General features: G+C 69.4%; 23 protein-coding genes and 1 pseudogene. 11 read left to right on the top strand and 13 right to left on the bottom strand.

Features of this window, described 5'->3' with window-relative positions; genetic code table 11:
* Positions 1-46: 46 nt before the first annotated feature.
* Positions 47-1,393, bottom strand: coding sequence for a glycoside hydrolase family 6 protein (locus tag Vqi01_RS01885; protein WP_204032350.1), 1,347 nt, complete (start codon positions 1,391-1,393; stop codon positions 47-49).
* Between the two features lie 155 nt (positions 1,394-1,548).
* Here Vqi01_RS01885 and Vqi01_RS01880 point away from each other — a divergent pair, with 155 nt between their 5' ends.
* A complete protein-coding gene (locus Vqi01_RS01880) occupies positions 1,549-1,947 on the top strand; it encodes a hypothetical protein (RefSeq protein ID WP_204032348.1) in 399 nt (132 codons plus the stop codon).
* A gap of 71 nt (positions 1,948-2,018) precedes the next feature.
* Here Vqi01_RS01880 and Vqi01_RS01875 read toward each other — a convergent pair whose 3' ends face one another.
* Positions 2,019-2,357 (bottom strand): amphi-Trp domain-containing protein, encoded by a 339-nt coding sequence (locus Vqi01_RS01875; RefSeq protein WP_204032346.1) that lies wholly within the window; start codon positions 2,355-2,357, stop codon positions 2,019-2,021.
* 254 nt (positions 2,358-2,611) lie between these two features.
* On the opposite strand from Vqi01_RS01875, the gene Vqi01_RS01870 reads away from it, so the two are divergent.
* Genes Vqi01_RS01870 through Vqi01_RS01860 form a run of 3 tightly spaced genes read left to right on the top strand, consistent with a single transcriptional unit; the run spans position 2,612 to position 8,802 of the window.
* Positions 2,612-5,671 (top strand): beta-xylosidase family glycoside hydrolase, encoded by a 3,060-nt coding sequence (locus Vqi01_RS01870; RefSeq protein ID WP_239098114.1) that lies wholly within the window; start codon positions 2,612-2,614, stop codon positions 5,669-5,671.
* Positions 5,672-5,704: 33 nt separating this feature from the next.
* Positions 5,705-8,125, top strand: a complete 2,421-nt coding sequence (locus tag Vqi01_RS01865) for a family 43 glycosylhydrolase (RefSeq protein WP_204032345.1) — start codon at positions 5,705-5,707, stop codon at positions 8,123-8,125.
* A gap of 44 nt (positions 8,126-8,169) precedes the next feature.
* On the top strand, positions 8,170-8,802 hold the full coding sequence (locus Vqi01_RS01860; RefSeq protein WP_204032343.1) for a hypothetical protein: 633 nt from the start codon (positions 8,170-8,172) through the stop codon (positions 8,800-8,802).
* A gap of 41 nt (positions 8,803-8,843) precedes the next feature.
* Here the strand turns inward: Vqi01_RS01860 and Vqi01_RS01855 are convergent, their stop codons facing one another.
* Together Vqi01_RS01855 and Vqi01_RS01850 are read right to left on the bottom strand one after the other, a co-directional pair.
* Positions 8,844-9,524: a response regulator gene (locus Vqi01_RS01855; RefSeq protein WP_204032341.1), complete on the bottom strand. Its 681-nt coding sequence runs from the start codon at positions 9,522-9,524 to the stop codon at positions 8,844-8,846.
* Positions 9,521-9,727: a sensor histidine kinase gene (locus Vqi01_RS01850; protein WP_204032340.1), complete on the bottom strand. Its 207-nt coding sequence runs from the start codon at positions 9,725-9,727 to the stop codon at positions 9,521-9,523. The genes Vqi01_RS01855 and Vqi01_RS01850 overlap by 4 nt, the downstream gene beginning before the upstream one ends.
* Before the next feature lie 18 nt (positions 9,728-9,745).
* Between Vqi01_RS01850 and Vqi01_RS01845 the strand changes: the two are divergent.
* The 5 genes and pseudogenes from Vqi01_RS01845 to Vqi01_RS01825 all read left to right on the top strand — a co-directional run.
* Positions 9,746-10,039 (top strand): annotated as a pseudogene (locus tag Vqi01_RS01845) (AAA family ATPase); the annotation flags it as partial.
* Between the two features lie 47 nt (positions 10,040-10,086).
* Positions 10,087-10,245 (top strand): hypothetical protein, encoded by a 159-nt coding sequence (locus Vqi01_RS01840; protein ID WP_204032336.1) that lies wholly within the window; start codon positions 10,087-10,089, stop codon positions 10,243-10,245.
* Positions 10,246-10,307: 62 nt separating this feature from the next.
* On the top strand, positions 10,308-10,871 hold the full coding sequence (locus Vqi01_RS01835) for a hypothetical protein (protein ID WP_204032334.1): 564 nt from the start codon (positions 10,308-10,310) through the stop codon (positions 10,869-10,871).
* Positions 10,868-11,584, top strand: coding sequence for a hypothetical protein (locus Vqi01_RS01830; RefSeq protein ID WP_204032333.1), 717 nt, complete (start codon positions 10,868-10,870; stop codon positions 11,582-11,584). The genes Vqi01_RS01835 and Vqi01_RS01830 overlap by 4 nt, the downstream gene beginning before the upstream one ends.
* Before the next feature lie 104 nt (positions 11,585-11,688).
* On the top strand, positions 11,689-12,582 hold the full coding sequence (locus tag Vqi01_RS01825) for a hypothetical protein (protein WP_204032331.1): 894 nt from the start codon (positions 11,689-11,691) through the stop codon (positions 12,580-12,582).
* A gap of 132 nt (positions 12,583-12,714) precedes the next feature.
* Here Vqi01_RS01825 and Vqi01_RS01820 read toward each other — a convergent pair whose 3' ends face one another.
* From Vqi01_RS01820 to Vqi01_RS01805, 4 genes are all read right to left on the bottom strand, one after another.
* On the bottom strand, positions 12,715-13,743 hold the full coding sequence (locus Vqi01_RS01820; RefSeq protein ID WP_204032329.1) for a hypothetical protein: 1,029 nt from the start codon (positions 13,741-13,743) through the stop codon (positions 12,715-12,717).
* A complete protein-coding gene (locus Vqi01_RS01815; protein ID WP_239098113.1) occupies positions 13,740-14,087 on the bottom strand; it encodes a PadR family transcriptional regulator in 348 nt (115 codons plus the stop codon). The genes Vqi01_RS01820 and Vqi01_RS01815 overlap by 4 nt, the downstream gene beginning before the upstream one ends.
* 147 nt (positions 14,088-14,234) lie before the next feature.
* Complete coding sequence (locus tag Vqi01_RS01810; protein WP_204032328.1) at positions 14,235-15,383, bottom strand: helix-turn-helix domain-containing protein; 1,149 nt, start codon at positions 15,381-15,383, stop codon at positions 14,235-14,237.
* Positions 15,380-15,517: a hypothetical protein gene (locus Vqi01_RS01805; protein ID WP_204032326.1), complete on the bottom strand. Its 138-nt coding sequence runs from the start codon at positions 15,515-15,517 to the stop codon at positions 15,380-15,382. Before Vqi01_RS01805 ends, Vqi01_RS01810 begins: the two co-directional genes overlap by 4 nt.
* 137 nt (positions 15,518-15,654) lie before the next feature.
* Here Vqi01_RS01805 and Vqi01_RS01800 point away from each other — a divergent pair, with 137 nt between their 5' ends.
* Both Vqi01_RS01800 and Vqi01_RS01795 read left to right on the top strand, forming a co-directional pair.
* Positions 15,655-17,067 carry an NsdA family TPR-like regulatory protein gene (locus Vqi01_RS01800; protein WP_204032325.1) on the top strand — a complete coding sequence of 471 codons (1,413 nt, stop codon included), beginning with the start codon at positions 15,655-15,657 and terminating at the stop codon, positions 17,065-17,067.
* A 4-nt stretch (positions 17,068-17,071) separates the two neighbouring features.
* Positions 17,072-18,094, top strand: a complete 1,023-nt coding sequence (locus Vqi01_RS01795) for an NsdA family TPR-like regulatory protein (RefSeq protein ID WP_204032323.1) — start codon at positions 17,072-17,074, stop codon at positions 18,092-18,094.
* 68 nt (positions 18,095-18,162) lie between these two features.
* On the opposite strand, the gene Vqi01_RS01790 is transcribed toward Vqi01_RS01795, so the two are convergent.
* From Vqi01_RS01790 to Vqi01_RS01770, 5 genes are all read right to left on the bottom strand, one after another.
* Entirely contained in the window at positions 18,163-19,419 is a 1,257-nt protein-coding gene (locus tag Vqi01_RS01790; protein WP_204032321.1) for an MFS transporter, read from the bottom strand.
* A 260-nt stretch (positions 19,420-19,679) separates the two neighbouring features.
* Entirely contained in the window at positions 19,680-20,546 is an 867-nt protein-coding gene (locus tag Vqi01_RS01785; protein ID WP_204032320.1) for a carbohydrate ABC transporter permease, read from the bottom strand.
* Positions 20,546-21,571, bottom strand: coding sequence for a carbohydrate ABC transporter permease (locus tag Vqi01_RS01780; RefSeq protein ID WP_204032318.1), 1,026 nt, complete (start codon positions 21,569-21,571; stop codon positions 20,546-20,548). The genes Vqi01_RS01785 and Vqi01_RS01780 overlap by 1 nt, the downstream gene beginning before the upstream one ends.
* 10 nt (positions 21,572-21,581) lie before the next feature.
* The gene (locus tag Vqi01_RS01775; protein ID WP_204032316.1) at positions 21,582-22,877 is read right to left on the bottom strand and encodes an extracellular solute-binding protein; all 1,296 of its coding nucleotides are present in this window, start codon (positions 22,875-22,877) and stop codon (positions 21,582-21,584) included.
* A 788-nt stretch (positions 22,878-23,665) separates the two neighbouring features.
* Entirely contained in the window at positions 23,666-25,024 is a 1,359-nt protein-coding gene (locus Vqi01_RS01770) for a carbohydrate-binding protein (protein WP_204032310.1), read from the bottom strand.
* Between the last annotated feature and the right edge of the window lie 92 nt (positions 25,025-25,116).

The following is a 25,116-nucleotide window of genomic DNA, read 5'->3' as shown; positions in this document are numbered from 1 at the left end:
GACGGTCAGACCCGGCTGCGCTGCGTACTCGGAGAAGGTGATCGGGTCAGGCCGACGGCAGGGGCGGGTGGGCGTTCGCCATGAGTTCGGCGAACTGTGCGGGGAACCAGGCGCCGACCGGCGGTGCGTCACGCAGCGCGTCGGTGGGCGGCCACCCGGAGGTGGTCGGCGGCTGGTGGTCCGGGTCGCACTTGGGGTCGAAGCCGCTGTGTGGGTCGGCGGCCTGCGCCCGATCGCCGGTGCCGTCGGAGGTGCCGGGCGGCTTCATCCAGACGTACGCGTCGACGCCGGGCTGTGGCGCCACGGCAGGGCGCTCACCGAGACCGGCACCGGACTGGTTGCACCAGTTCTCCGCCGCCGTACGCCGGTCGACGCGGGACTGCTCGACGAAGGTGTTCACCTCCTGCGCGGTGCTCGGACCGGTCGGTCGGCGTGGGCCGCCCCATCCGTTGCGGGAGGTGTCGATCAGCACACCGACGCCTTCCGGGAACCCGGCCGCGATCAGCTCCCGCCGCAACTGCTGCCCGTACGGCAACTCGTCCACGAAGCTGTTCCAGTCCACCCACCGGGTCTGCCGCGCCGGCACCCCGTTGATGGTGGTGTCCGCGCTGAAGTACGGCTCGACCAGCGCGCCGTACCCGGCGGTGTTGACGATGATGCCGTCGACGCCGTGCACGCCGGCCCGGCTGCCGCCGACGATTTCCGTGAGCAGGCGTACCCCGGTCGACCGGGTCTCGTCCCAGCCCAGCTCCGCGTGGTGGCCCATGCCCGGGTAGGCGTAGAGGTTGGCGTAGGGGTGAAGCTTGTCCAGCACGTAGCGGATGCCGGTGACGTAGTCGCCGCTGCGCACCACGCCCTCGCATAGCTGGCTGTAACCGATGCTGGCGGCCAGTGCGGGTACGGCGCCGGGTTCGATCACGTTGATGATCCGCAATCGCCGGTATCGCGGGTCACGTTCGATGGCCACGATCGGGTCGATGAACTCACGCTGGTAGCGGTGTACCTCGCCGACGGCGAATTCGCTGCTCGGCCAGAGCCGGGCGCAGTCGCGGGCGGGGAGATTGTTCAGCACCACCTGCACGTACCCGGCGCGCTGTGCCAACGCGGCATCCAGGTGGGCCCGTAGCCCCCGCTCTCCGGGCTCGCCGGCGATCTGACTCACCCGGTTCAGCCAAATGCCGGTCGGGGTGTTCGACACCCGGTGTCCGCCCGGAACGCTCTCCGCCCGGTCCCGCCACTGCGGATCGACGTACCCGGGCACCCCGGCGTACGGATTTTCGACGTGTGCTTGCCGGGCGCCGGCCCAGGCCGGTTCGGCGACGACCGCCGTGCCGGCCAGCGCCGCGACCGTGGCGGCGGCGAGCAGGCGGCGGGTTCTTCCCGGGACAGGCATGTGAACTCCCCGTGTCCGACCGACTCCTTTCATTGACTGTCATCTTTGGGGCGAACGCAAGTGTGTCGGGGGATCCACCCGGACGCCGACGCGGAAGTGTCGCCTTGCCGACAGTGCCACCCGTGCGGCAGAGGTAGGCAACCATCGTTGTCCGTATGGTCGTACGCGCCCCCGGTGGCGGCGACGGGGATATGTTCCGACATCCCGCGATGCCCACCCCGCTCCGGCTCACCGTGCTCGCCTTCACGCTGTTGTCGCTGCTGTTCGCGCTGGCGGTGGCGCACCGCCTGCTGACCGAGGGCAGTTCGTTCGGCGCCCCCGTCTTCTTCGCCGTCATGGCGGCGGCCTGCGCGCTGGTGGCGCTCGGCCTGGTCGGCCGCCGGTCCTGGGCGCCCTATTGCGCGTACGCCCTGGCGGGTCTGCTGGCCGCGGCCTCGCTCGGCCTCTTCGGCGCGGTCACCTGCGTCGGTCTCGCGCTGCTGGCCTGGGTGCTCTGGGCACTCAACACCCGGGCCTCCCGGGACTGGTTCACCGGGCGTCGTCGGCTGCGCTGACCGCGCCGAGCGCGGGCGACGGGCTCCGCCCGGGCGCGCCCGACGGGCGCCCCGAGCGGTTTGATGTGTCGCTACGCCGCGGGGAGGGCCGCCGCTGGCTTCTCGTTCACGTCGGTCTCCGCCGAACCGGCCTCGTCGGTATTCTCCGCGTCGTCGGCCTTCTCCACCTCCTCTACGGGCTTGGCCGGCGCGGAGGCCTTCGGGTTGACCCAGGAGAACTCGATCTCGATCGAGAACTCGTCCTTGCCCTCCTGCTCGATCTCCAGCTCGCAGTGCACCTGGTCGGCCACGGCGATGGTGCCCGCGGCGCCGTAGAAGATCTGCCCGGTCTCCAACTGGTTGGCCACCTGCCGCAGCCACGCGGCCAGATCCGCCCGCGACACGGTCCGGTCGTCCTCGTAGATATCCATGCCGCCATGCTGGCATCCCTTGCTGGGAGCCAGCCCGTAGGGGCCGCTGGCGACTTCCAGGTCGGCGGGACGGTCCACACCGCGCAGTACACGATCGACCTGTGCTGAGCCGGCGGCCGTGGGAGCGCTCGCATCGGACAAGAGACGTTTCGTTACACGGATATTTCGGACGAGTCGCGGGGGAGGTCTTGACGATCCATGTTAACGCTAACAACATAGGGGGCCCCCGCAGCACTCGCGTTTGGAGTTCCCCCATGCAGGTGCCCATCGCTGCCGTCTCCGATCCACCCTCCGGGTCCAGACTGACCCGAGGGGTAGCCGGGTTGCCGGCAGTCGGCGCGACGCTGAAACGGTTTGCCGCTGTGCTGAGCCTGCCCCGTCGGCGACGCGCGATCTCGCTCACCGCGGTCGGTGCGCTGCTGTGCGCCGGCATCGTGACCACCGGCGGCGCGGCGCACGCCACCGAGGGTGCTGCGCCGACCACCGACGAATGGTCACCCCGGGCGGCGTACACCTCGACGGACCGGGGAGACGGGCGCTACTCGGTGCCGCTGCTCCGCGCCGACGTGCCGGACATCGGCGTGGAACGGGTGCCGGCCGCGGAGAACGACGAGGGCCGCGACATCTACTACATGATCAGTACGACCATGCACCTGAGCCCGGGTGCCCCGATCATGAAGTCCTACGACCTGGTCAACTGGGAGATCGTCAACTACGTCTTCGACCGGGCGAGCATCGGTGACTCGTTCTCCCTGCGCAACGGCCAGAACTCGTACGGCCAGGGCCAGTGGGCGTCGTCCCTGCGCTACCACGAGGGCATGTTCTACGTCGCCTTCAACACCAACAACCTCGGCGGCGCGTACATCTACCGCACGGACGACATCGAGAACGGCACCTGGCAGCGTACGGCCCTCGGCCGCGGGCTGCACGACCCGTCGCTCTTCTTCGACCACGACGGCACGCCCTACATCTTCCACGGCAACGGAAACATCAGCGCGGTGCGGCTCAACGCCGACCTGACCGCCATCGTGCAGGACTACCCGAACGTCTTCGGCGCCAACAACTACGCCGGCCAGCCCTTCATCGGCGGCCTCTTCGAGGGCGCCCAGTTCTACTACATCGACGGCTACTACTACGTGGTCGTCATCACCTGGCCGTCCGGCCAGGGCCGGCAGGTGGTCATGCTCCGCTCACCCGAGCTGCTCGGCCGCTACACCTCGCCCGGCGGTGTGAACACCTACGAGGCGCGTGGCGTGCTGAACTCCAACGGCTTCGCCCAGGGCAGCCTGGTGCCGATCTCGCGCTCCGACGGCGGCACCGACTGGTACGGCATGTTCTTCCGCGACACGTTCCCGATCGGGCGCATCCCGGCGCTCATCCCGGCGACCTGGCAGGACGGGTGGCCGACCTTCGGCAACAACGGCGCGGTGCCGGTGGAGGGGCTCTTCGACAAGCCGATCCGGCTCAGCCCGGCCGAGGAACGGTACGAGCGTCAGAAGAGCATCGTCGTCTCAGACGACTTCGCCAACGACGCCCCGCACAAGGCGTACATGGACGAGGAGTGGACGATCCCGGCGGCACCCGACATCGACGAGTCGCTGATCGGCGTGGAGCTGCTGGAGAATCCCGGGTTCGAGGCTGGGGCGCTCTCGCCCTGGGCCGCGCAGTTCGGTGCGACGCTGGCGCTGGACTCGACCGACCCGGCTGCCGGATCGACGGCGCTGAAGGTCAGCGACCGTACGCTCAACGGCTCCGGCCCGAACCAGTTCCTCAACGGCAAGATGCAGCACGGGGTGACCTACACCGTGTCGGCGAAGATCAAATACACCTCGGGTCCGAGCAGCGTGCGGTTCAACCTCGTCGCCGACTGGGGCTCGGGTGTGCAGGTGATGACCTTCGCGAACGTGCCGGTCGGGGAGTGGACGACCGTCACCGGCCGGTACACCGTCCCGGCCACGGCCAACCTGAACAACTTCAAGTTCGCGGTGGAGACGCCGTGGGCCAACCCGCAGCCGCCCTCTTCCAGCGTGGAGTACCTGATCGACGACGTCTCGATCGTCGGGCAGCCGCTCACCAGCGAGCACCCGACCGAGGGCGAGATCAGGCCCAACGGTTCGCGACTGGACATGGCCTGGGAGTGGAACCACGCCCCGGACAACCGCTACTGGTCGCTGACCGACCGTGAGGGCTGGCTGCGGCTGACCACCGGCAAGGTGGTCACCGGCGAGTACGTCTACACCAAGCTCGCCAACCGGGCCGAGCTGGCCTGGTTCGAGGAGGCCCGCAACACGCTCTCGCAGCGTACGTTCGGCCCGCGGCAGTCCGCCGAGACCAAGATGGACATCTCCGCGATGAAGGACGGCGACGTCGCGGGTCTGGCCGCCTACAACCGGGGCTTCTCGTACGTGGCGGTCAAGCGGGTCGACGGGGTGAACACGCTCGGCGTGGTCAACCGTGGGCAGCCCTTCGCAGTCGACCTCGACCAGGCGACGCTGGAGAACTTCCTGCCCGGCACGACGGTGCCGCTGGGCGACGCGACCGAGGTGCACCTGAAGGCGGACCTCGACTTCGCCTCGCCGGTCGGGCAGCTGTGGACGACGTTCTACTACAGCCTCGACGGGCTGACCTGGACGCAACTGGGCAACCGCGTCGGCCCGCAGACCCTGGACGGCAGCCTCTCGCACTTCATGGGGCACCGGGTCGGTCTCTTCAACTACGCCACCCAGCAGAAGGGTGGGCACGTCGACTTCGACCACTACCTGCTCAGCGACACGCTGACCGCGCAGGGCCAGCCGCTGGACACCGGTGAACTCGACGCGGCCATCGCGTACGCGGGCACGCTGCACGAGGCCGACTACCCGGCGGACGCCTGGGCGGCGATGCGGGCCGCGCTCGCCGAGGCGACGGCGGCGCGGGCCGGCGAGTTCGGTACGCAGAACCAGATCGACGCGCCGGAGCGGGCGCTCAGCTACCAGCTTGCCCGGCTCGGCGTGCTCAGGAGCGCCTCCGGGCTGCCCGTCACGGTCACGGTGCAGGCCCGGTGCGTGACCGGCACGGCGTACGTCGCCGTGCAGGCGCGCAACGACCACGACGCGCCCGTGGACATCACCCTCCAGACCGCGTACGGCGAACGTTCGGTGTCGAACGTGGCGCCCGGCGCGAACGCCTACCAGCAGTTCACCACCCGTGCTGCTGGAGTCGAGGCCGGCTCGGCCACGGTCCGGGTCACCGGAACCGTCGACGGCCGCGACGTCACCACCGTCCGCACCGCCGAATACCCCGCGACCGACTGCGGTCCCCGGCAGGTCCGGTAAACGCCAACCCAAAACCCCCAAGGAGGTTGCTCAGTGATACACCGTTTCCGAAGCTCGACCCGGCGACGGGTCGCCGCGATCGCGACGGTCGGCGCCATGGTGGCCGCCGGGCTCGCCGTCGCGGCGGCGCCCGGCCAGGCCGCCGAGACCGACCTCATCGTCAACGGCGGATTCGAGAACGGCCTGGACGGCTGGTTCGTCAACAACGGCAACGCCACCGACGGTGCGACGCTGTCGCTGACGACGGACGCCCACACCGGTTCGAACGCCGCGCTGGTGACCGACCGGCAGACGACCGGGTCCGGCCCGATGCAGGACCTCTCCGGCAAGGTGCAGGCCGGGCAGACGTACGCCCTCACCGCCCGGATCAAGTACGAGAACCCGGACAGCCCCGCGACCAAGGAGTTCTTCGCCACCATGCACTACGGCGGAGGCACCTACACCAACCTGGTCAGCGTGACCGCGACCAGGGGGCAGTGGGCACAGTTCAACGGCCAATTCACCATCCCCGCCGGGCAGAACGTGACGATGGCGCGGCTCTTCTTCGAGACGCCGTGGACGAGTAACCCGTCCGCGAACCCGAACCTGCACCTGATGGACTTCAAGCTCGACGACGTGTCCGTGGTCGGCGCCCCGCCGCCTCCGCCGGCGTCGCGGACCATCGAGGTCGTCGGCAAGCTGCCCGGCGAGCACAACCCGTTGATCGGGCACAAGTTCGGCGCCGACGGCTTCGGCTTCGTGCACGACGGCCGGGTGTACATGTACATGACCAACGACACCCAGGGGTACAAGCCCGACCCGGTCACCGGGATCTCGCCCGGCATCAACTACGGCCACATCAACCAGATCACCCTGATCTCCACGACGGACATGGTGAACTGGACGGACCACGGTGAGATCCAGGTCGCGGGCCCGAACGGTGTGGCGCCGTTCACCGGCAACTCGTGGGCGCCGGGCATGGCCAAGAAGGTCGTGAACGGTGAGGAGAAGTTCTTCCTCTACTACGCCAACGGCGGCGGTTCCAGCAACGTGATCACGGGTGCCTCGCCGCTCGGCCCGTGGACCAGCGAGCGCACCAGCACGCTGATCGACGGCCGCACCCCCGGCTCCGAGGGTGTGGCGTGGAAGTTCGACCCGGCTCCGCTGGTGGACGACGACGGCGAGGCGTACCTCTACTACGGTGGCGGTCCCGCCTCGACCAACATGCCGCCGGAGGAGCGCTTCAACAACCCGAAGAACCTGCGGGTGATCAAGCTCGGTGACGACATGGTGTCGACCGAGGGTACGTCGGCGGTCGTGGACGCCCCGGTGGCCTTCGAGGCAGCCCAGGTGTTCAAGCGCGAGGGCAAGTACTACCTCTCGTACTCGTCGCACTTCGGCGGCAACGACTTCGGCGGCAACCAGACTCGGCTGCCCGGCTACCCGGAGGGTGGCCAGATCGGCTACATGATCTCCGAGGACCCGATGTCCTGGCCGAAGGAGACCTACGCGGGCGTGCTGTTCCCGAACCAGTCGCAGTTCTTCGGCAGCGGCACCGGGGGCAACAACCACCAGTCGGCGTTCGAGTACGAGGGCAAGTACTACTTCACGTACCACGCCCCGACGCTGAACAAGCGGATCACCGGCAACAACACCCAGGGCTACCGCAGCCCGCACATCCAGGAAATGACCTTCAACCCGGACGGCACCATCCAGCAGGTCGTTGGCACCTACGCCGGCGTCGAGCAGGTCCGCAACTTCGACCCGTTCCGGGTCTTCGAGGCGGAGACGTTCGGTTGGAGCAAGGGCATCGCGACCGAGAAGATCGACGGCGGATCCGCCCAGTTCGGCGCCGAGGCCCCGAACCTGGTGGTGCGTGACATCGACAACGGCGACTGGACCGCGCTGTCGTCGGTGGACTTCGGCGAGGGTGCCGGCAGCGTGACGGCGAAGGTGCGTCCGCTCGTGGCCGGCGGAAAGATCGAGGTTCGGCTCGACGAGCTCACCGGACCGGTCGTCGGGACCATCTCGGTCGACGCGCCGCTCGGTGAGTGGACGGAGCTGAGTGCCCAGCTCGACGGCGTCAGCGGAGTGCACGACGTGTACTTCACCTACTCCGGACCGCAGGGCGAGGATCTGTTCGAGCTCGACACCTGGGCCTTCGAAGCCGGGTCGCCCACCGTGCTGCCCGTCGAGGTCAGCGCGCAGGTGCGCTGCGTCGCCGGCAAGGCGTACGTCGCGGTGCAGGCCCGCAACGCCCACGACGCGCCGCTGGACATCGTCCTGCGGACCGCGTACGGCGAGCGGTCGGTGGCGAGCGTGGCCCCGGGCGCGAACGCCTTCCAGCAGTTCACCACTCGGACGGCTGCGGTCGAGGACGGCACGGCGACCGTACGCGCCAGCGGGTCGATCGACGGCCGGGACGTGACGAGCGTCTTCACCGTCGACTACTCCGGCGTCAACTGCGCCGGCTGACCTGCCCTGTGTCCACCAATCAACAATGACTACGGAGCGTGGGAATGAGTACGAGTAATCGCAGGCGCCTGTTCGCGGCGGCGGCCGCGGGCGCGATGGTGGCCGGGTCGGTGGCGGTGGCGTCGCCGGCGTCGGCCGACCCGGACGGCAACGGCGATGTGTCGGTGACGGTCGACATCGAGGAGATCCGGGAGCCGGGGGTGCTGGCGCTCTCGGTCGCGGCGGACTCGGTGGCCCTGTCGGAGGACGGGTCGGCGTTGCTGGTCCGCCAGTTCGTCGGCACCCTGCCGACGGTCACGGTGACCGACACCCGCACGGCGGACGAGGTGCCGGCGGGCGCCGCGTGGGCGGTGCTCGGTTCGGCGTCCGACTTCGTGGGTGCCGCCGGGCAGGAGCCGATCGACGCCGGGCACCTGGGCTGGCGGCCACGGCTGCTCGACGGTGGCGACACCGGTCTGGTAGCCGAGGGTGAGGAGGTCGTGACCGTCCTCGACGAGCCGACGCAGCCGGGCAACAACGTGGGTCTGGTGGATCAGGAGCTGCTGGTCTCCACGTTCGACTCGGGTGCGGTGGCCGGTGGCGAGTACACGGTCGACGCGGAGCTGTTCCTGCGTACGCCGGCGGATGTCGCGGCCGGTGAGTACGCCTCGACGCTGACCCTGTCCCTGTTCGAGTAACACCCGTGGTGGGGGCCGCCCGGCCGGGCGGCCCCCACCCGTCACCGCCGGCGTGCCACCAGGTCGCTCTCGTAGGCCGCGATGACGAGTTGTGCCCGGTCGCGGGCACCGAGCTTGGTGAGCAGATTGCCGATGTGAGTTTTGACGGTCTTGACCGAGATGGTGAGCGATCGCGCGATCTCGTCGTTGGACAGGCCGCGCGCCACCAGGGAGAGCACCTCGGTCTCGCGTACGGTGAGCACCCCGATCCGCCCGCCCGGAGGCGGGCCGGGACGGTCGAGGTAGTGCGCGACGAAGCGGGTCAGAATGCTCGGGGCGAAGAGCGACTCACCCGCCTGCGTCCGGCGGATGGCGTCGATGAGCCGGTCCGGATGCGCGTCCTTGAGCAGGAAGCCACGGGCTCCCGCCCGCAGCGCGGCGGACACGTACTCGTCGAGGGCGAACATGCTGAGCACGACGACGCTGGTGTGCCGCAGCTCGGGATGCCCGGTGATGCGGCGGGTCGTCTCGATGCCGTCGCCGTCGGGCATGCGGATGTCCATGAGGATGACGTCGGGCCGGCGCTCCAGGGCGAGCGCCACGGTGTCGTTGCCGGTGGCGGCCTGACCCACGACGGTGAGGCCGGGAGTGCTGTCGATGAGAATCGCGAGGCTGTGCCGCAGGAGCTGCTGATCGTCCGCGATGAGGACCCGGATGCCGGGCCCCGCTGGCTCGACGCTCATCCGGGCTCCCGATCGGACAGGCGTGCCGTGAGGTGCCAACCCTGCCCGGCCGGCCGGGCGGAGACCTCGCCACCGAGCGTGGCCACCCGCTCGCGCAGCCCGTCCAAGCCCCGGCCCGCCCCGGGGTTGGGCAGCCAGCCGGCGCGAGGGCCGTCGTCGCGGACACTCACCACGATCGCGTCGTCGTCGCGCGTCACGCTCACCCACACCCTGGTCGGGCCCGCGTCGGCCGGTTCTCGCTGGGCATGGGGCAGCGCCTCGGGCTGGCCACCGCGCTGCTCGGCGAGCCCGAGGCGCTGGTGCTCGACGAACCGGTGAACGGGCTCGACCCGGAGGGCATCCGCTGGCTGCGGCAACTGCTGCGCGCACACGCCGACGCCGGCGGCACCGTGCTGCTCTCCAGCCACCTGATGGGCGAGGTCGCCGAGATCGCCGACGATCTCGTCGTCATCGCCGGAGGCCGGGTGGTCGCCACCGGCCCGATCGATACGGTCACGGCCGGACATCCGACGCTGGAGGACGCCTTCTTCGCCCTCACCGGGCCCGACTCGGCGGGTGCGCGATGAGGTTCGCGTACGTCGTCGCCGCCGAGGTCCGCAAGACCCTGACCCTGCCCGCGACCTTCGTGGCGCTGGCCGTCGCGGTGCTCGGTCCGGTCGGGATAACCGTGCTCAACGCCCTGTCCGTCGCAGCGCGCTGCGGGCCGGACGATCAGAGCTGACCGCGTACGGCACGGCCGCCGAAACGGTCCTCTCCGCCGTCCCGCTCGGTACGGTCGGCGCCGTGGTGCTCGGCGTCGTCGCGGTGGGCAGCGAATACACCACGAACAGCACCAGGACGGGCGGGGGACGGCAGATCACCGCGACCCTCACCGCCACGCCCAACCGGGTCGCCGTGCTGGCCGCGAAAGCCACCGCGGTCGTGCTGCTCGTCGCGGCGGCGGCCGGCGTGGCCATCCCCGCATCCCTGGCGCTGGCCGGCGGGATCCTCGGCGCCGACGGCGCGCCCGCCCCGACCGACGCCCCGTCCCGCCTGGTCGGCGCCGGTGTCTACTGGGCGCTCACGGCGCTGATCGCGCTGGCGGTGACGGTCTTCACCCGCAGCGGGATCATCCCGGTCATCGTGCTCGTGGTCAACAGCGCGCTCGTGTCGGTCTCGTACCTGCTGTCCCACCTCACCCCGCTCGCCAGATACCTGCCGGACCTGGCGGGCGCGAGCCTGTTCGCCGGCGACCTGCTGGCCCTCGACGACGCGCTCGCCCCGCTTGCCGGCGGGCTGGTCATGGCCGGTTGGACGGCCGGGTTGCTCATCCTCGCCGGTGTCGTGTTCGTCCGGCGGGACGCATGAGTCGGGCAATTCCGCAGGCGGTCACGGCGGAACTGGTCAAGCTGGGTGGCCTGCCGGCGGTCGTGGCCACGGCGCTCGGCACGGTCGGCGTCGCGGTCGTGATGACCGGGGCGCTGGCCGCGTCACCGGTCGGGGCGGACCAGCCCGCCGCGATCCTGTTCCAGGCGGTGCCGTACCTACAGGCCGGCATGATCCTGCTCGGCGTGCTGACCGTCGGTACGGAGTACACCGGCGACCAGATCCGGACGGCCCTGATCTGCGTGCCGGACCGCTGGTCCGTGCTGACCGGCAAGCTGGTCGCCTACCTGACCTGGGCCGCCGGCACCGCCGTCGCGACGGTGCTCGCCGGGCTGCTGACCGCCGACGTCGCACTGGCCGGGCGAGGCGGCCCGACCGCCGACGCCTGGTGGCCGGTGGTGGGCGCGAGCGCCTACCTCGTGCTCATCGGGCTGCTCGCCCAACTCCTCGCGGTGCTCACCCGGGCGCTTCTGCCCGCCCTGGTCGGGATGCTGTGCCTGGTGTTCGTCCTGACGCCGGTGCTGCGCGGCGTCACCGGGCACGCCCGGTATCTCCCGGACGTCGCGGGCGGCCTGCTCTACCGGCCCGGGTCGGACGACGTGCTGACCCCGGCCACCGGGCTGGTCGTGCTGCTCGGGTGGCTGCTCGCCGTCGGCACCGTGGCGGTGACGGCCTTCCTGCATCGGGACGCCTGAGGGCACCGCGCACCCCGGGCCCGCCTGGTCGACGCCGTACAACATCCGGCTGTCGACCTGTCCGTCGGACGCAACCAAGTTCCGTCCACGTACGTCGAAGCGGCATGAGAACTTCCCGAAGCCGGTGGCTGGCCCTCGTACCACTGCTGATGTTGACGGCGTCGGCCTGCGGCCAGCAGGCCGGCGCCGATGGCGCCGGAGATTCCGGAGCGGCCGAGATGTCCTACTCCGCCGACACCCTGGTGTTCCGGATGGATCACGTGGGCGGGTTCGTGACCCCGGCCATGCGGGCGGCCCGCCTACCATCCGTCAGCGTCTACGGCGACGGGCGCGTGATCACCGAAGGGCCGCTCACCCTGGCCTATCCCGGCCCGGCGCTGCCCAACCTCCAGCTCGGCACGATCAGCGCAGGAGATGTGGAGAAGCTGGTCGAGCTGGCCCGCGCCGCCGGGGTGGGTACGGTGAGCGACCTCGGCACCCCGCCGGTCGCCGACGTCCCGTCGACCCGGTTCACCGTCTTCGGTGTTGACGGCGTGGCGGAGCTGGAGGTGGATGCTCTGATGGTGCCCGCCGGCGACGACCCCGCCGCCGAGCAGGGCCTGACCGCTGACCAGCGGACGGCCCGAGAGAAGCTGCGCGAGTTCGCCGAGTCGTTGACCAGCGACTCGGGCCCGCTCGCCGCGGCACACGCCGGCGCACAGGCGTACGCGCCCACCGCGGTGGCGGCGGTCGCCGAGCCGTGGGTCGCCAACACCGAATTCGGTGAGCCGTCCGAGGTGTCCTGGCCCGGGCCGGCGCTGCCCGGCGCGGATCTCGGCAAGGACCTGGGGGTCGGTTGTGTGACCGTCACCGGCGACCAGGCGCGGGAACTGCTGACCGCCGCCGCGAGCGCCAACGCGCTGACCCCGTGGGTCTCGGACGGCAAACGGTGGATGGTCACCCTGCGGCCGCTGCTGCCCGACGAGACCGACTGCACCGACCTCGCGAACAGCCGCTGACCGGAGCGCCCGGGCGGTCGGACAGCCACCGGCCGCCCCACGCCAGCCCATGGCGGGGCTCATCCGATCGGTGGCAGCCCAGGTGTACCTGTTGCCGGCGTGTCGTGCAGCCACGCTGCCACCGATCGGTGTTCAGCGGTTACTGGGGGCGGTTGCTCTGAGGCCTCGGGCGGCGAGTACGGCCACCGGCACGCCGATCGCCGCCACGGCGATCACTTCGATCGCCCCGATCGTGGTCAGGGTGGCGTGCTGCACCTGGCCTCGGTAGTCGACCAGGGTCGCGATCCGCGTGACGAGCGTTGCCGCGGCGAGCAGGCTGAACGCCAGCGACCAGGACACGGCGCGAGGCGTACGGCGGATCGCGCCACCTGCCAGGTGGACCGCGAGAGCGGCGGCGACCACCGCACAGGCCAGACCCGGCCAGTCCAGCAGTTCGAGCGCCGGAGTGGTGGCCTGGGCGACGAACAGCGGCACCGGGACGAGGAGGATGCCGACCGGCAGCGCGAGGAGCCAGGGGCGGCGCGGCACCGCAGGGGTGTCGGCGCGGAAGGCCGACATGGCGAGCAGCAGCACGATGTCGGTCACCCGCATCGCCCAGGGCGCCACGGTCAGTGGCGAGTCACCGGCGGCCTCGATCACTGCGGTGATGACGGGCGGCACGACGGCGACCAGGGCGACCGCCTGGGCCACCCGCCGATGCCCCAGGACGAGCGCGAGGTAGGCCGGCAGCCAGGCGTAGCCGGCGAGGTGCCAGGCGGGGCTCCAACTGTGCTCGGGCAGAGTGAGCGTCAACTCCGCCGCCGGCGCCGGCAGCCAGGCGATCCGCCCGGCCTGCCACAGCATGATGGCGATGCCGGCGGTGGCCAGCACGGCGTTGGCCAGCACCCCCATCAGCGTCGCCAACCGAACGGCCTGCCCCCAGGCGTACGCGCGAGGCGGTGCGTCAGCCCCGCCGAGCCGCAGCCGGAGGGCGAGGGAGAGGACGCTGGAGACCTCCGACAGGCTCGGCCGACCGTAGTCCGCCAGGTACTCGTCGGTCTCCGGATCGCCGGTGTGCATGCTCTCCAGGAAGGCGGCCACCATCTCGTCTTCCCATTCCTGACGGTAGGCGGCGGGCAGCAGGCGCAGCACGCGGCGGTAGCGCTCCTCCAGGCGGCTCACGACGATTCTCCCGTGACCGGTCGCCGGGAGTTGACCAGTCGGGTCGAGGCGAGGTGCGCGTTGGCGGCCAGCCGTCGGGCCTCCGCGTCGAGGGCATGGCGACCGCGCTCGGTCAGCCGGTAGTACCGGCGTAGCCGTCCCTGCCAAGCCTCCTCGCGGTCTACTTCGACCAGCCCTTCCCCGACGAGCCGGTCCAGGGCCCCGTAGAGCGAGCCGATTTTCAGCCGTACCCGACCCTGGGAGAGTTCGGCCGTCTCCGCGACGATGCCGTACCCGTGACGGGTGGCGTCGACCAACGCGGTGAGGATGAAGAAGGCCGGTTCGCTCATCGCCCGAGAACTCATGCCCTCACCATATCCTGTTGCGCAAGATATCGTGACTATGTGAACGGGGCGACCTGCTCCCCACATATGCCCTGTCGGGCTGGCTCGTCTACGCCATCACGCTTCCGATCACGGATCTTGGTGCGAAAACTGCCCCCCGGAGGGCGTTTACCGTCCAAGATTCACTGCGCTGGTGAGTCGGGCGATGCCGGCCGGCGCCGGGCCGCGTTGGGTGAGTTCGGTGAGGAGGGTACGGGCGGCGGGACGGCAGCGGACCTCGGCGGGAGCGAGGCCGTCTGCCTCAACCAGCTTCTGTCCCGCCTTGACGAGGTCGCCGGTGTCGAGATAGGCGCGGGCAGACTCGATGAGGTGGGCGGCGCGGTGTTCTGGGGGTAGCCGTCGCCAGTCGTGGTGGCGGATAGCGTGTTCATGCCGCTGTACGGCTTCGGTGATGTCGCCGAGGTGGTGTGCGGCGAGGGAGCGGGCCAACTGTACGGCGACGGGCCCAAAGCTGGTGTGGTGCGGGTCCGGGTGACTGGTACGCCGGTCTGCGAGGTCGGCGGCGTGGTCGAGCAGGTCGTGGGCTTTGCGGCGGTCCCCGGTGCCGGCGGCGGCGAGGCCGGCTTGGAGGAAGAGGGTGCCGCGTACCGTGTCGTCGTCTCCGGTGCCCGTCACCGACAGCGCGGCGGTGAGCGCGAGGTGGTGCTGGTTGAGGGCGCGCAGGGCCTGGGTGACGACGATGGTGGCGGTGCCGGTGAGGATGGGGCCGCCGGCGGCGGTGGTGACGGCGCGGTCCGCGGCGAGCCAGGCGAGGTGGGGTTCGCCGAGTTTGACCAGCACGGCGGCGGTGATCCGGTACGTGGAGACGAGCAGGCCTCGGGTGCCGTGGGTGGCGTCGAGCAGCGCGGGCAGGGCGTTCAGGAGTTGGGTGTAGCGAGCATGCTGGTAGCTCATCCACGCGTGCGCGACCTGTCGGCGGGCTTGGTCTGCGGTGACGGTCCGAGTAGGTCGGTGGTGGTAGCTGGCGAGAGCGGCGCGGACGACGTCGATCCCCTCCGGGTCCGGTGTCGTGGTCGGCGAAGGTTGGCGGGGGCCGAGCAGGATTGCCGGGTCGAGGCGCAGCACGTCGGCGATCTCCCGGATCACCGAGTAGCGGTCGAGTTTCCGTACGCCGCGTTCGACCTTGTCGACCCAACTCTTCGACTTGCCGAGCCGGTCGGCGAAGGCCTGCTGGCTCATGCCCCGGCGGGCCCGTAGCTCGGCCACCCGCCGGCCGAGTGGTACGGCGTTGTGGTCGCGCCGGTGCGGGCGGTTCATCGGTCCCGCTCCACCGGTGGCATGGCGTCGGTGGACTCCCCGCAGCGCGGACACCACCGCGCCTTCACCTTGAACGCGAACAGCCCGAGCAGGAAACCCGGCACCAGCCCACCGAGCACAACCGACACGGCCATCGAAGCCACGAGTCCCTCACCTCCTGTGTCGTAAGGTCTACGTAAAGTGAAGTGACTCGTTGTGGCGCTCGGTAGCCCGAGGGGCCATCGGGCATGTTGAACGCGTTGAACGCAGATCGGAAGGGGAAGACCAGCAAATGGCGCGGGCACCGAGGCGGCGCAACGAGAAGTTGCTGGCAGCCGTCAGAGAGTGTCGGTGGTCGTACGAAGCCTGCGCCGCAGCCATTCGCCTGGTCGCCCGCGAGAACGGCGACGATCTTTCCTCCTGCGATCGCTCCCACATCGGACACTGGGTCGCCGGAGTGAAGCCCAACGACAGAACGTGCCGATTTCTGGCCGAAGCGATCTCTCGCAGACTCGGCCGTGTGGTGAATCAAATCGATCTCGGTCTACTCAAAGGCGGTAATCTGAAGCCTGACCTTGGCGGCCTGGATTGGTGGAAGCATGCACCGGCCACCGATCTCCTGACAGTCGGGAGAGCCGATTTGGAGCGACGAGAGTTCGGGCTCACCGCCCTGTATTCGCTGGCAGCGCTGGCCGTCCCGCTCGACCAATGGCAGGAGATCGCGGACCGAGGGCGGCGCGCTCAGGGCGGGGGGATCGCCGTGGGTCCGCGCGAGATCGACGCCGTACGGGACATGCTGGCCGTGTTCAGCAGGGCTGACGAGCGACTTGGCGGAGGTCATGCTCGCCTCGCTGTCGTTCAGTACCTCACCTCCGACGTGGCTGGTTACCTCCAGGGTCGTTTCTCCTCAGACCATGACCGTAGAGCCATGTTCAGCGTTGCGGCTGAGATGACCTACCTCGCCGGCTGGAAAGCTTTCGACTCGTCGCTACACGGGCTGGCCCAGCGGTACTACGTTCAAGCGCTGCGCCTGGCGAACGAGGCGGACGATCGACCGCTTGCTGGCTTCACGTTGCGAGCGATGGCACACCAGGCCGTTGACCTCGGTCACGGGCAGGAAGCCCTGCGGCTCGCTACCGCCGCGCTCGAATGGTCGAGGGGCAGAGCGACCCCGGCGGCGACGGCACTCTTCACCATTCTGACGGCGCGTGGTCACGCAGCGACAAGTGACAAGGCCCGCGCCTCGGCGGCGATAACGGCGGCCGAGACCCACCTCGCTAACGCCGAGCCCGACGACGAGCCGATCTGGATCCGGACCAGCGGGTTCACTGAGACTTCCCTGGCCAGCCAAGCCGGCCAGGCCCTCCGCGATCTCGGTGATTTGCCTGCGGCCGAAGCCCAGTTCCGCCGATCGATCGTCACTCGGAATGCTGAGGCGTATCGGCGTATTCACAGTCTGACCCTGGCCAATCTCGCTGATGTGCAATGCGCCCAAGGACGTCTCCGCGAGGCGACCGACCACTGGAACCATGCCATGAACGCGATGGCAGGCGTCAAATCCGGCCGAGCGTCCGTCGCCGTGAAGAACATCCGAACCCGTCTCGGCAGCTTCGGCCCCCGCCTCCCCGCATTCGCACAGCAACTCGATCGGCGAGCTGCGGTCTTTCTACGCGAGGCGGCAGGGCGAGGTGGTGAACGAACCTGAGGGAATGATGCATCGACGGACGTTCCTCGCCCTGCTCGGCACCGGGCTGACCGCGCCAGCGCACGAGTGGATGCTCGCTCAACCGCCGCAGGACGTCGCGTCGACAACCGGACGTCCGTTGGCCGGTGAGGTCGTCGATCACTTGGACGCCATCACTGCCAGCCTGAGACGCATGGACGACCATCTCGGCAGTGGTCAAACACTGGGACTGGTCCGCCAACACCTGCGCACCGTGGTCGGTGTCCTGCGGGAGCGAAGCTATCCCGACAGCGTCGGTCGACGCCTACACGCCACCGCTGGTGAGTTACTACGCCTCGCCGGCTGGCTCTCCTTCGACGGAGGTCAGCACACGCAGGCACAACGCTTCTGGATCGCGGGCCTCTACCAGGCCAACGCCGCTGGTGATCGCGGCCTCGGCGCGAACATACTCGGTTTCATGTCCTGCCAGGCCAAGGATCTTGGGCAACTCCGCCAAGCGGTGACCCTGGCCGAGACCGCCCGAACCACGTACCCCGCCACCAGTCCGAAAGTCTCGGTGATTCTCGACCTGCGGGCTGCCGAGGCGTACGCCAACAACCGTTCGGAGATCGACACCCGCCGCGCGCTCGACAACGCGTTCGACCGGTTCAGCGACAGTCGGCCGGAACATGGCGATCCTGACTGGTCCTACTGGATCAACGAGGCACAGGCCCACGCCCAGGCCGGCTACTGCTACGTGAAGCTCGAAGACTGGGCGCGTGCCCGTGACCACCTGCGGACCGCGCTGCGGCTACAGGACAACGAGTTCACCCGGGAGGGCGCGCTGCGCAACGCCCTGCTCGCCACCACGTACGTTCAGCAGGAGCAGCCCGAGTTGGACAGGGCGATCGCCCTTGGCGACCAGGCCGTGCAGACCCTCACCGGCCAGGTCACCTCCGCCAGGTGTATCAAGCATGTCCGCAACTTGGTCAGCACCCTGCGGCCATACCGGCGTACGCCCGCCGTCCGCCGATTTTGCCAGGACGCACGAGACCTCATCACCACCTGACGTACCTGTCCTGGAGTCGTCATGTCACACCGATACATTCATGTCGGTGTGACATGACGACTCTTCGGCTATCTGCTCCCCGCCGGGTTACCCGTTGTCACCTCGTTCGCCGCTTCTGCCTCGCCCAGCGGGCGCCAGGCGAGGGCGGCGACGACCGCCACCGTTCCGGCCGCGATCCAGAACGGTGTGGTGAGTGTCCACGCGCTGGCGATCAGGCCGCCGAGCAGGGAACCGAGCGCGGCGCCGCCGAGGTCCAGCAGCGCGTACGTGCTGCCCACCCGGCCGCGCAGCTCAGCCGGCACCAGTCGTTGCCGGATCGACGCGACGGTGACGCCCCAGATCATCCCGTGCAGGCTGAACACGATGATGGTGGCCGCCGCCACCCAGGGTGTCGTGGTGACCGCCAGGACCAGATGGGTGGCCACCTCGATGAGCAGACCCGCCCGCAGCAGCGCCCGGTTGCCGAGCGCCCGCCCGAGCCGGGCCGCGACCGCGGTGCCGGCCAGCCCGCCGACCGCGAACGCGGTCAGCAGGAAGCCGTACCCGAGATCGGAAAGGCCGAGTCGCTGCCGGCAGTAGAGCACGAAGACGGCGAACGCCGCGCAGAAGGCGACGTTGGCCAGGCCCATGCTGAGGGCGAGAGTGCGGAGCAGGCGGTGCCGCCACAGCCACCGCACCCCCTCGGCGATGTCGCCGCGCAACGACCTGCCCGGCGGGGCGTGCGCGGGCGTGGCTGGCTCAGCCTGCCGTGGCCGTAGGGTCGCGATCAGCGCCGCCGAGACGGCGAAGGTCAGGGCGTTGAGGCCGAACGGTACGGCGGCGGAGATGACGAACAACCAGGCGCCCAGCGGTTTGGCGGCGAACTGGTTGCCGATGGTGAAGGTGGCGGCCAGCCGCGCGTTGGCCTCGGGCAGCCGGTCGGCGGTGACCACCGACGGCAGCAGGGCGCCCATCGCGGTGTCGGCGAGGGTCTCCCCGGTGCCGAGCAGGAAGACCACCGCGTAGATCACCGCCACGGTGACGGTGCCGGTGGTGATGGTCAACGCCAGCGCGGCGAGGGCGGCGGCACGCGTCAGGTTGACCGCCACGACCAGCCGGCGCCGGTCGAGCCGGTCGACGTACGCGCCACTGACCAGGGCGAACAGCAGCCAGGGCAATTGTTGGGCGAAGACGGCACCGGCGATCAGGGCCGGGTCGTCGCTGACGGCGGCCACCAGCAGCGGGCCGGCCGCCATGGCGACTCCATCGCCGATGTTGGACACCGCCGAAGCGGCCCACAGTTTGGTGAAGTCCGCGCCGAGACGCGCGGAGAAAAGAGCACGCAAAAGAGCTCCTCGAGCCAGGAAGAGAAACGGTCGACACAGGACCGCTCCGCGGCGAGGAGCAGCGCACCGCCGGTAGGCCCAGCGGTGGACCGGTCAGTGCCCGGCGTGCTCTCGCGGCGAAGCGGGGACCGTCACCATGTCGAGGCGCATCTCGGCTCCTATCTATGGCTCGATGACGTGGGCAGCATACGGCGGTGCGCAGCCTTCGGTCAGGTGGGCGACGCGCCGCCGACCGCCAGCCGGCGGCGCGTCGCCCGATGTCACCCCTTGACGGCTCCGGTCAGTCCGCCGACGATTCGCCGCTGGAACAGGCTGAAGAAGACCAGCGCCGGGATCATCGACAGCGACGTGAACGCCAGGACCTTGGCCGTGTCGACCGAGTACTGCGAGGCGAAGGCCTGCACGCCGAGGGGCAGAGTGAAGGTCTCCTCCCGGTTCAGGATGAACAGCGGCAGCAGGTATCCGTTCCAGCTCTGGATGAAGGTCAGGATGCCCACGGTGATGACTCCCGGCATGGCCAGCGGGAGCACCATCCGCCAGAAGAAGCCGAGTCGGCCACAGCCGTCGATCGACGCCGCCTCCTGGATCTCGTCGGGGATGGCCCGTACGAACGGAACCAGGATGATGATCGTCATCGGGATGCCGAACCCGATCTGCGGGAGGATCACTCCCGGCAGCGTGTTCATCAGTCCGAGGTTCTTGATCAGGATGTACAGCGGAGTGATCGCCACGGTCAGCGGGAACATCAGGCCGGCGGCGAACAGCGAGTACATCGCACCCCGGCCCCGGAACCGGTAGCGCGCGATGATGAAGCTGGTCATCAGCCCGAGGATGACCACACCCAGCGTGGTGAACACGGCGACGAGAGTGGAGTTGAACACCTGACGCCAGAACGTCCCGCCGGTCAGCACATCGGCGTAGTTCTCGATCTTCCACGGGCTGGGCCACCCGGCCGGGTCGGTGGTGATCTGCGCGTTCGTGCGGAATCCGCCGAGGATGATGTAGACGACCGGCGCCAGCATCGCCCCGATGAGCAGCAGCGCGACGAAGTAGACGGACGGGCTTCCCCACGCCAGTCGCTGGCGGGGTCGCCTCGCCCGGCGCCCGAACACGGCGGTCGCGGCCATCAGCGCCTCCCTCCGGTGATCGCGCCCTCGGTGTCCCGGCGCAGAATGAACCGCTGGTAGATCAGAGCGGCGACGAGCGAGATGAGGAACAGGACCACGGCGACCGCGTTGCCGTAGCCGTACTCTCCGGCGGTCCGGCCGTTGGCGACCATGTAGGTGGCCATCGTCGACGTGCCGGCGGTGTCGGCGATGTACTGGCCCCAGATGATGTAGACCAGGTCGAACAACTGCAGCGCGCCGATCATCGACAGGAAGGCCCAGATGCGGATCGTCGGCCCGAGCAGCGGCAGCGTGATGCGACGTTGGATCTGCCAGTACGACGCCCCGTCGATCGCCGCGGCCTCCGTCAGCTCCTCCGGGATGCCCTGCAACCCGGCGAGGAAGAGGATCACGGCGAAGCCGATGTACTTCCAGGTGAGGATGCCCATCAGCGTCCAGATCGCGATCTTCGGGTCGGAGAGCCATTCGCTCTGCAACCAGCCCAGCCCGATCTTCCCGAGGATGGCGTTGACGACGCCGTCGCCGTGCAGCATCAGGCTCCAACCGGTGCCGACGACCACCTCGGAGATCACGTAGGGGACGAAGATGAGCACCCGGATGAGCGTCTGCCCCCGGATCTGCCGGTTCAGCAGCAGGGCGAGCAGGATGGCCGCCGGCCCCTGGAGCAGCAGCGACAGCACCACGATCACGCCGTTGTGTCGCAGCGCGGCGAGGAAGGTGCTGTCCTCGAAGATGAGCAGGTAGTTACGGAAGCCGACGAAGTCTTCGGCCGGCCCGTAACCCTGCCAGCTGAAGAAGCCGTAGTAGGCCGCCATGGCCACGGGAAGGATGACGAAGGACAGGAAGACGATCAGGGTCGGCCCTGTCATCAGTGCGATTTCCAGCCGGGCCGGCCAGCCGATGCCCTTGCGTACGCGGCGGCGCCCGGCCGGGGGCGACACGACAGGCGTGTCACCCCCGACCTTCGTCAGACCCGGCGACGGGTCCGGCGCGAGCCGTACGCTCTCGTGTTGCGTTTCAGACATGGCGGTCGGACTACTGCGCCCTCTTGGCGGCGGTCTTGACCGCGTCGACGATGCTCTGCGGGTCTCCCTTGCCGGCCAGCATGTTCACCACGGCGGTGTTCAGGGCGTTGCCGACGTTCTGGCCGTAGACGGTGTCGAGCCACTGCGAGACGAACGGCGCCTGGCTGTAGGCGGCGAGGATGGACTTCAGGTGCGGCTCCTCGACCGCGGCCTGCGCCTCGCTGTTCACCGGCGGCGCGTTGAACGCCTCGTAGTAGGCCTTCTGCACGTCCGTGCGCGCCATGTAGTTCAGGAAGGCGGTGCACTCCGCCTTGGGTGCCTGCGCCGAGCAGGAGTAGCCGTCGACGCCGCCGAGAATGGCGCCGGGCTGACCGGCACCGCCCTCGATGCTGGGGAAGGGGAACCAGTCCAGGTCGGGCAGGGGCTTCTCGTCCGGGGTCAGGGAGGCGATGACGCCCGGGTTCCAGGCGCCCATCAGCTCCATCGCCGCCTTGTGGTTGGCGAGCAGACCGGCGGAGCTGCCGGCGCCCTGCTGCGCCGAGGTGGTCAGGAAGCCGTTGTTGAACGGCTGGGTAGCGGCGAAGTTCTGCACGTCCTGACCGGCCTTGAGCCAGCAGGGGTCGTCGAAGTTCATCGTCTGACCGGCCTGGGTGATCGTCTCCGAGCTGCACTCACGCAGCGCGAAGAAGTAGTAGTAGAAGGCGGCCGGCCAGGCGTCCTTCGCGCCGAGGGCGATCGGCTGGATGTTCGCGGCCTTGAGCTTTCCGATGGCGGCCTGCAGGTCCGCGAGCGTGGCGGGAGGCTGGGTGATGCCCGCCTTCGCGAACAGGTCCTTGCTGTAGAAGAAGCCACCGGGCAGGACCGCCACCGGCATCGCGTAGACCTTGCCGTCGATCGTCTGCGCGGTGAACGACCCCTCCGAGATCACCTTCTTGGTCTCGTCGGTGATCGAGCCGGTGATGTCCAGGAGCTGGCCGGCCTTGACCATTGCGGCCATCTTGCCGCCGCCCCGCTGCATGAAGACGTCGGGGGCGTCGCCCGAGTTGAGCGCGGTCTGGAGCTTGCCGTCCAGGTCCTCGTTCTGAATGGACTGGATCTCGATCTTCACGTTCGAGTTGGCGGCCTCGAAGTCGGCGACGGTCTTCTCCCAGAAGGCCTTGCCAGGCCCGGTGGTGGCGTTGTGCCAGAAGCTCATCGTGACCTTGCCGTCACTGCTGCGGCCCTCATCATCTCCACCGCAGGCGGCCGTGCCCAGCACGCCCATCGTCAGGGCCACCGACACAGCAAGTAGTTTTCTCGCCCTCATCAGTCTTCCTCTCTGCCGAGACTGTCCACCTGAAACTCCCTCCGGCGAACGGAGCCACCGACCAGGGCGTTCATCGAGGCAGGCCGGAGTTCTTCCCTCCGGTCGGCAGGCGCTGGTCCGGTGCTCGGCTCGCGGCCACATCGCGGTCGACCGGAACGACCCGGGCCACCGACGGCCAAACAGTCGCAGACCAAACGGAAAAATACAAGACACGTTTCCGAAACTTCCGACGTGGCTGTCGAGCATCGGGAACGCCTCCCGGGCCGCGGCGCTGGCGCGGCGGCTCCCCGCCAAGTGGAGCTTGCGTTGCATGACGGGCGGGCGCATGACGGGTCCCGGAGGATAACTGGTCCGAATCGTCCGATAGGCAACGCTGACGGCCGCCAAACCCGCGTCGGTGATCCGGGTCCGGCATGTTGCTATCGGAAAACTCTCGGTAGTACTCTGCCGCCGTTCGCTGCCCGCAAACCGCCATCAGCCGCGAGCGTCAACCCCCGACCACCACGCCCCCTCCCCCCACCCCCTCGCCGCCGATCTTGCACTTTCTGTCACGGCAAGAGCTATGAAAAGGTGCAAATCGGCGACCGAAAGTTCATGATCGCCGAGGTTGGAGCGGGTGGGGGAGAGCGGGGGAGAGGGAGGTTGAGCCTCCTTTGGGGAGGGTGATGTCACTTACGTTTTTGAGGACACCCGGGGCGGTCCAGGCCGCGACCACCGCGACCACCGCGAGCGCCGAAACGGAGGGGCGGCCAGCGGGAGGGTTTCGCCGGCCGCCTCTGCTCGTCTGATCAGCGGCGTTGGAGTGCCTTGACGTTGTCGCCGAAGGTCCAGCCCTTCGACCCGTCCCAGTTGATCGACCAGGTCATCAGGCCCTTGAGGCTGCCGTTGTAGGTGTTCCAGGCTTGCGCCACGGCCGATGGTGCCAGGTAGCCGCCGCCCGCGCCGACCTGGGCCGGCAGGCCGGGGACCTGCTTGTCGTACGGGACGCGGATGGTGGTGCCCTGGATGACCAGGCCGGTGTTGAGGCAGTTGGTCTGGGCGACGAAGCCCTGCACGGTGCCGGCCGGGTACGAGTCGCCGGAGCAGCCGTACATGCTGCCGTTGTAGTACTGCATGTTCAGCCACCAGAGCCGGCCGTTGTCGGCGTACTTCTTGATGATGGGCAGGTACGAGCCCCAGATCGAGCCGTAGACGACGCTGCCTCCGGTCACGTACGCGGTCTCCGGGGCCATGGTGAGGCCGAAGCCGGCGGGCATCTGGGCCAGTACTCCGTCGATGATGCGGATCAGGTTGGCCTGCGAGGTGGAGAGCTGGTTGATGTTGCCGCTGCCGGTGAGCCCGGTCTCGATGTCGATGTCGATGCCGTCGAAGTTGTACCGCTTGAGGATCGGCACGATGGTGGCGACGAACCGGTCGGCGACCGCGGTGGAGCTGAGGTCGATGCCGGCGGTGGCGCCGCCGATCGACATCAGGATGGTCAGGCCGGACGCCTTGGCCCGGCACATCTCGGCGGGGGTGGGCACCTTGACCGTGGCGTCCATGCCGTCCTGCCAGAGGACGGTGCCGTCGGCGCGGATCACCGGAAACGCGGTGTTGATGACGTTGTAGCCGTGGGCGGGGATGCGTGAGTCGGTGATCGGGATCCAGCCCAGCGGCGGGTGTACGCCGTTGGCCGCGCCGTCCCAGTTCTCCCAGTAGCCCTGGAGCACCTTGCCGGTCGGCCTCGGTTTGAGCGGGCAGGTGTCCGAGCCCGGCGGGGGAGTCCCGGTGGGCGGCGGGGTGGGCGTGGGCGGCGAGGTCGGCGTCCGGGTCGGAGTGGGGGACAGGGTCGGGGTCGCAGTGGGGGGCGGGGCGCCGTCGCAGGGGCCGAGGTCGGTCCAGAGCGTCGGGGTGGCCGCCGGGTTCCAGCCGGCGCCGACGTGCGCGGTGTGCGTCACCAGGGCCTGGTAGGTGCGGCCGGCGTAGGTGACCCGGCTGCCCGCCTGGTAGGTGTTGCCCTCGGCCCAGGCCGGTGCGGTGCAGGCAGCGAACGGCGCGGCGGCCGGGATGGCGGCTGCGGCGAAGCTGCCGGCGGCCGGTAACGCCGCGACTGCGGCGACCAGGGCGGCGGTGACCAGCAGGGCGGATGACACGGGACGACGTCGCATGGCATGCCTCCTCATCGATGGAACCGGAGGCTATCGTTAACTTTGTTAAAAGTAAATGTGTTGATCCGCCAACGTCTGCTCCAGTTCAGTCA

The sequence above is a fragment of the Micromonospora qiuiae genome, assembly GCF_016863555.1.
Classification (GTDB): Bacteria; Actinomycetota; Actinomycetes; order Mycobacteriales; family Micromonosporaceae; genus Micromonospora; species Micromonospora qiuiae.
This window is presented reverse-complemented; position numbering and strand designations above follow the sequence as displayed.

What these genes read in the sequence shown, in the direction of transcription:
- Vqi01_RS01795 (WP_204032323.1), top strand. Translation starts at nt 17,072, where the DNA reads ATGATGCATCGACGGACGTTCCTCGCCCTGCTCGGCACCGGGCTGACC.
- Vqi01_RS01775 (WP_204032316.1), bottom strand. Translation starts at nt 22,877, where the DNA reads ATGAGGGCGAGAAAACTACTTGCTGTGTCGGTGGCCCTGACGATGGGC.
- Vqi01_RS01825 (WP_204032331.1), top strand. Translation starts at nt 11,689, where the DNA reads ATGAGAACTTCCCGAAGCCGGTGGCTGGCCCTCGTACCACTGCTGATG.
- Vqi01_RS01870 (WP_239098114.1), top strand. Translation starts at nt 2,612, where the DNA reads ATGCAGGTGCCCATCGCTGCCGTCTCCGATCCACCCTCCGGGTCCAGA.
- Vqi01_RS01880 (WP_204032348.1), top strand. Translation starts at nt 1,549, where the DNA reads ATGGTCGTACGCGCCCCCGGTGGCGGCGACGGGGATATGTTCCGACAT.
- Vqi01_RS01855 (WP_204032341.1), bottom strand. Translation starts at nt 9,524, where the DNA reads ATGAGCGTCGAGCCAGCGGGGCCCGGCATCCGGGTCCTCATCGCGGAC.
- Vqi01_RS01805 (WP_204032326.1), bottom strand. Translation starts at nt 15,517, where the DNA reads ATGGCCGTGTCGGTTGTGCTCGGTGGGCTGGTGCCGGGTTTCCTGCTC.
- Vqi01_RS01860 (WP_204032343.1), top strand. Translation starts at nt 8,170, where the DNA reads ATGAGTACGAGTAATCGCAGGCGCCTGTTCGCGGCGGCGGCCGCGGGC.
- Vqi01_RS01770 (WP_204032310.1), bottom strand. Translation starts at nt 25,024, where the DNA reads ATGCGACGTCGTCCCGTGTCATCCGCCCTGCTGGTCACCGCCGCCCTG.
- Vqi01_RS01810 (WP_204032328.1), bottom strand. Translation starts at nt 15,383, where the DNA reads ATGAACCGCCCGCACCGGCGCGACCACAACGCCGTACCACTCGGCCGG.
- Vqi01_RS01815 (WP_239098113.1), bottom strand. Translation starts at nt 14,087, where the DNA reads ATGAGTTCTCGGGCGATGAGCGAACCGGCCTTCTTCATCCTCACCGCG.
- Vqi01_RS01830 (WP_204032333.1), top strand. Translation starts at nt 10,868, where the DNA reads ATGAGTCGGGCAATTCCGCAGGCGGTCACGGCGGAACTGGTCAAGCTG.
- Vqi01_RS01800 (WP_204032325.1), top strand. Translation starts at nt 15,655, where the DNA reads ATGGCGCGGGCACCGAGGCGGCGCAACGAGAAGTTGCTGGCAGCCGTC.
- Vqi01_RS01875 (WP_204032346.1), bottom strand. Translation starts at nt 2,357, where the DNA reads ATGGATATCTACGAGGACGACCGGACCGTGTCGCGGGCGGATCTGGCC.
- Vqi01_RS01780 (WP_204032318.1), bottom strand. Translation starts at nt 21,571, where the DNA reads ATGTCTGAAACGCAACACGAGAGCGTACGGCTCGCGCCGGACCCGTCG.
- Vqi01_RS01785 (WP_204032320.1), bottom strand. Translation starts at nt 20,546, where the DNA reads ATGGCCGCGACCGCCGTGTTCGGGCGCCGGGCGAGGCGACCCCGCCAG.
- Vqi01_RS01885 (WP_204032350.1), bottom strand. Translation starts at nt 1,393, where the DNA reads ATGCCTGTCCCGGGAAGAACCCGCCGCCTGCTCGCCGCCGCCACGGTC.
- Vqi01_RS01840 (WP_204032336.1), top strand. Translation starts at nt 10,087, where the DNA reads ATGAGGTTCGCGTACGTCGTCGCCGCCGAGGTCCGCAAGACCCTGACC.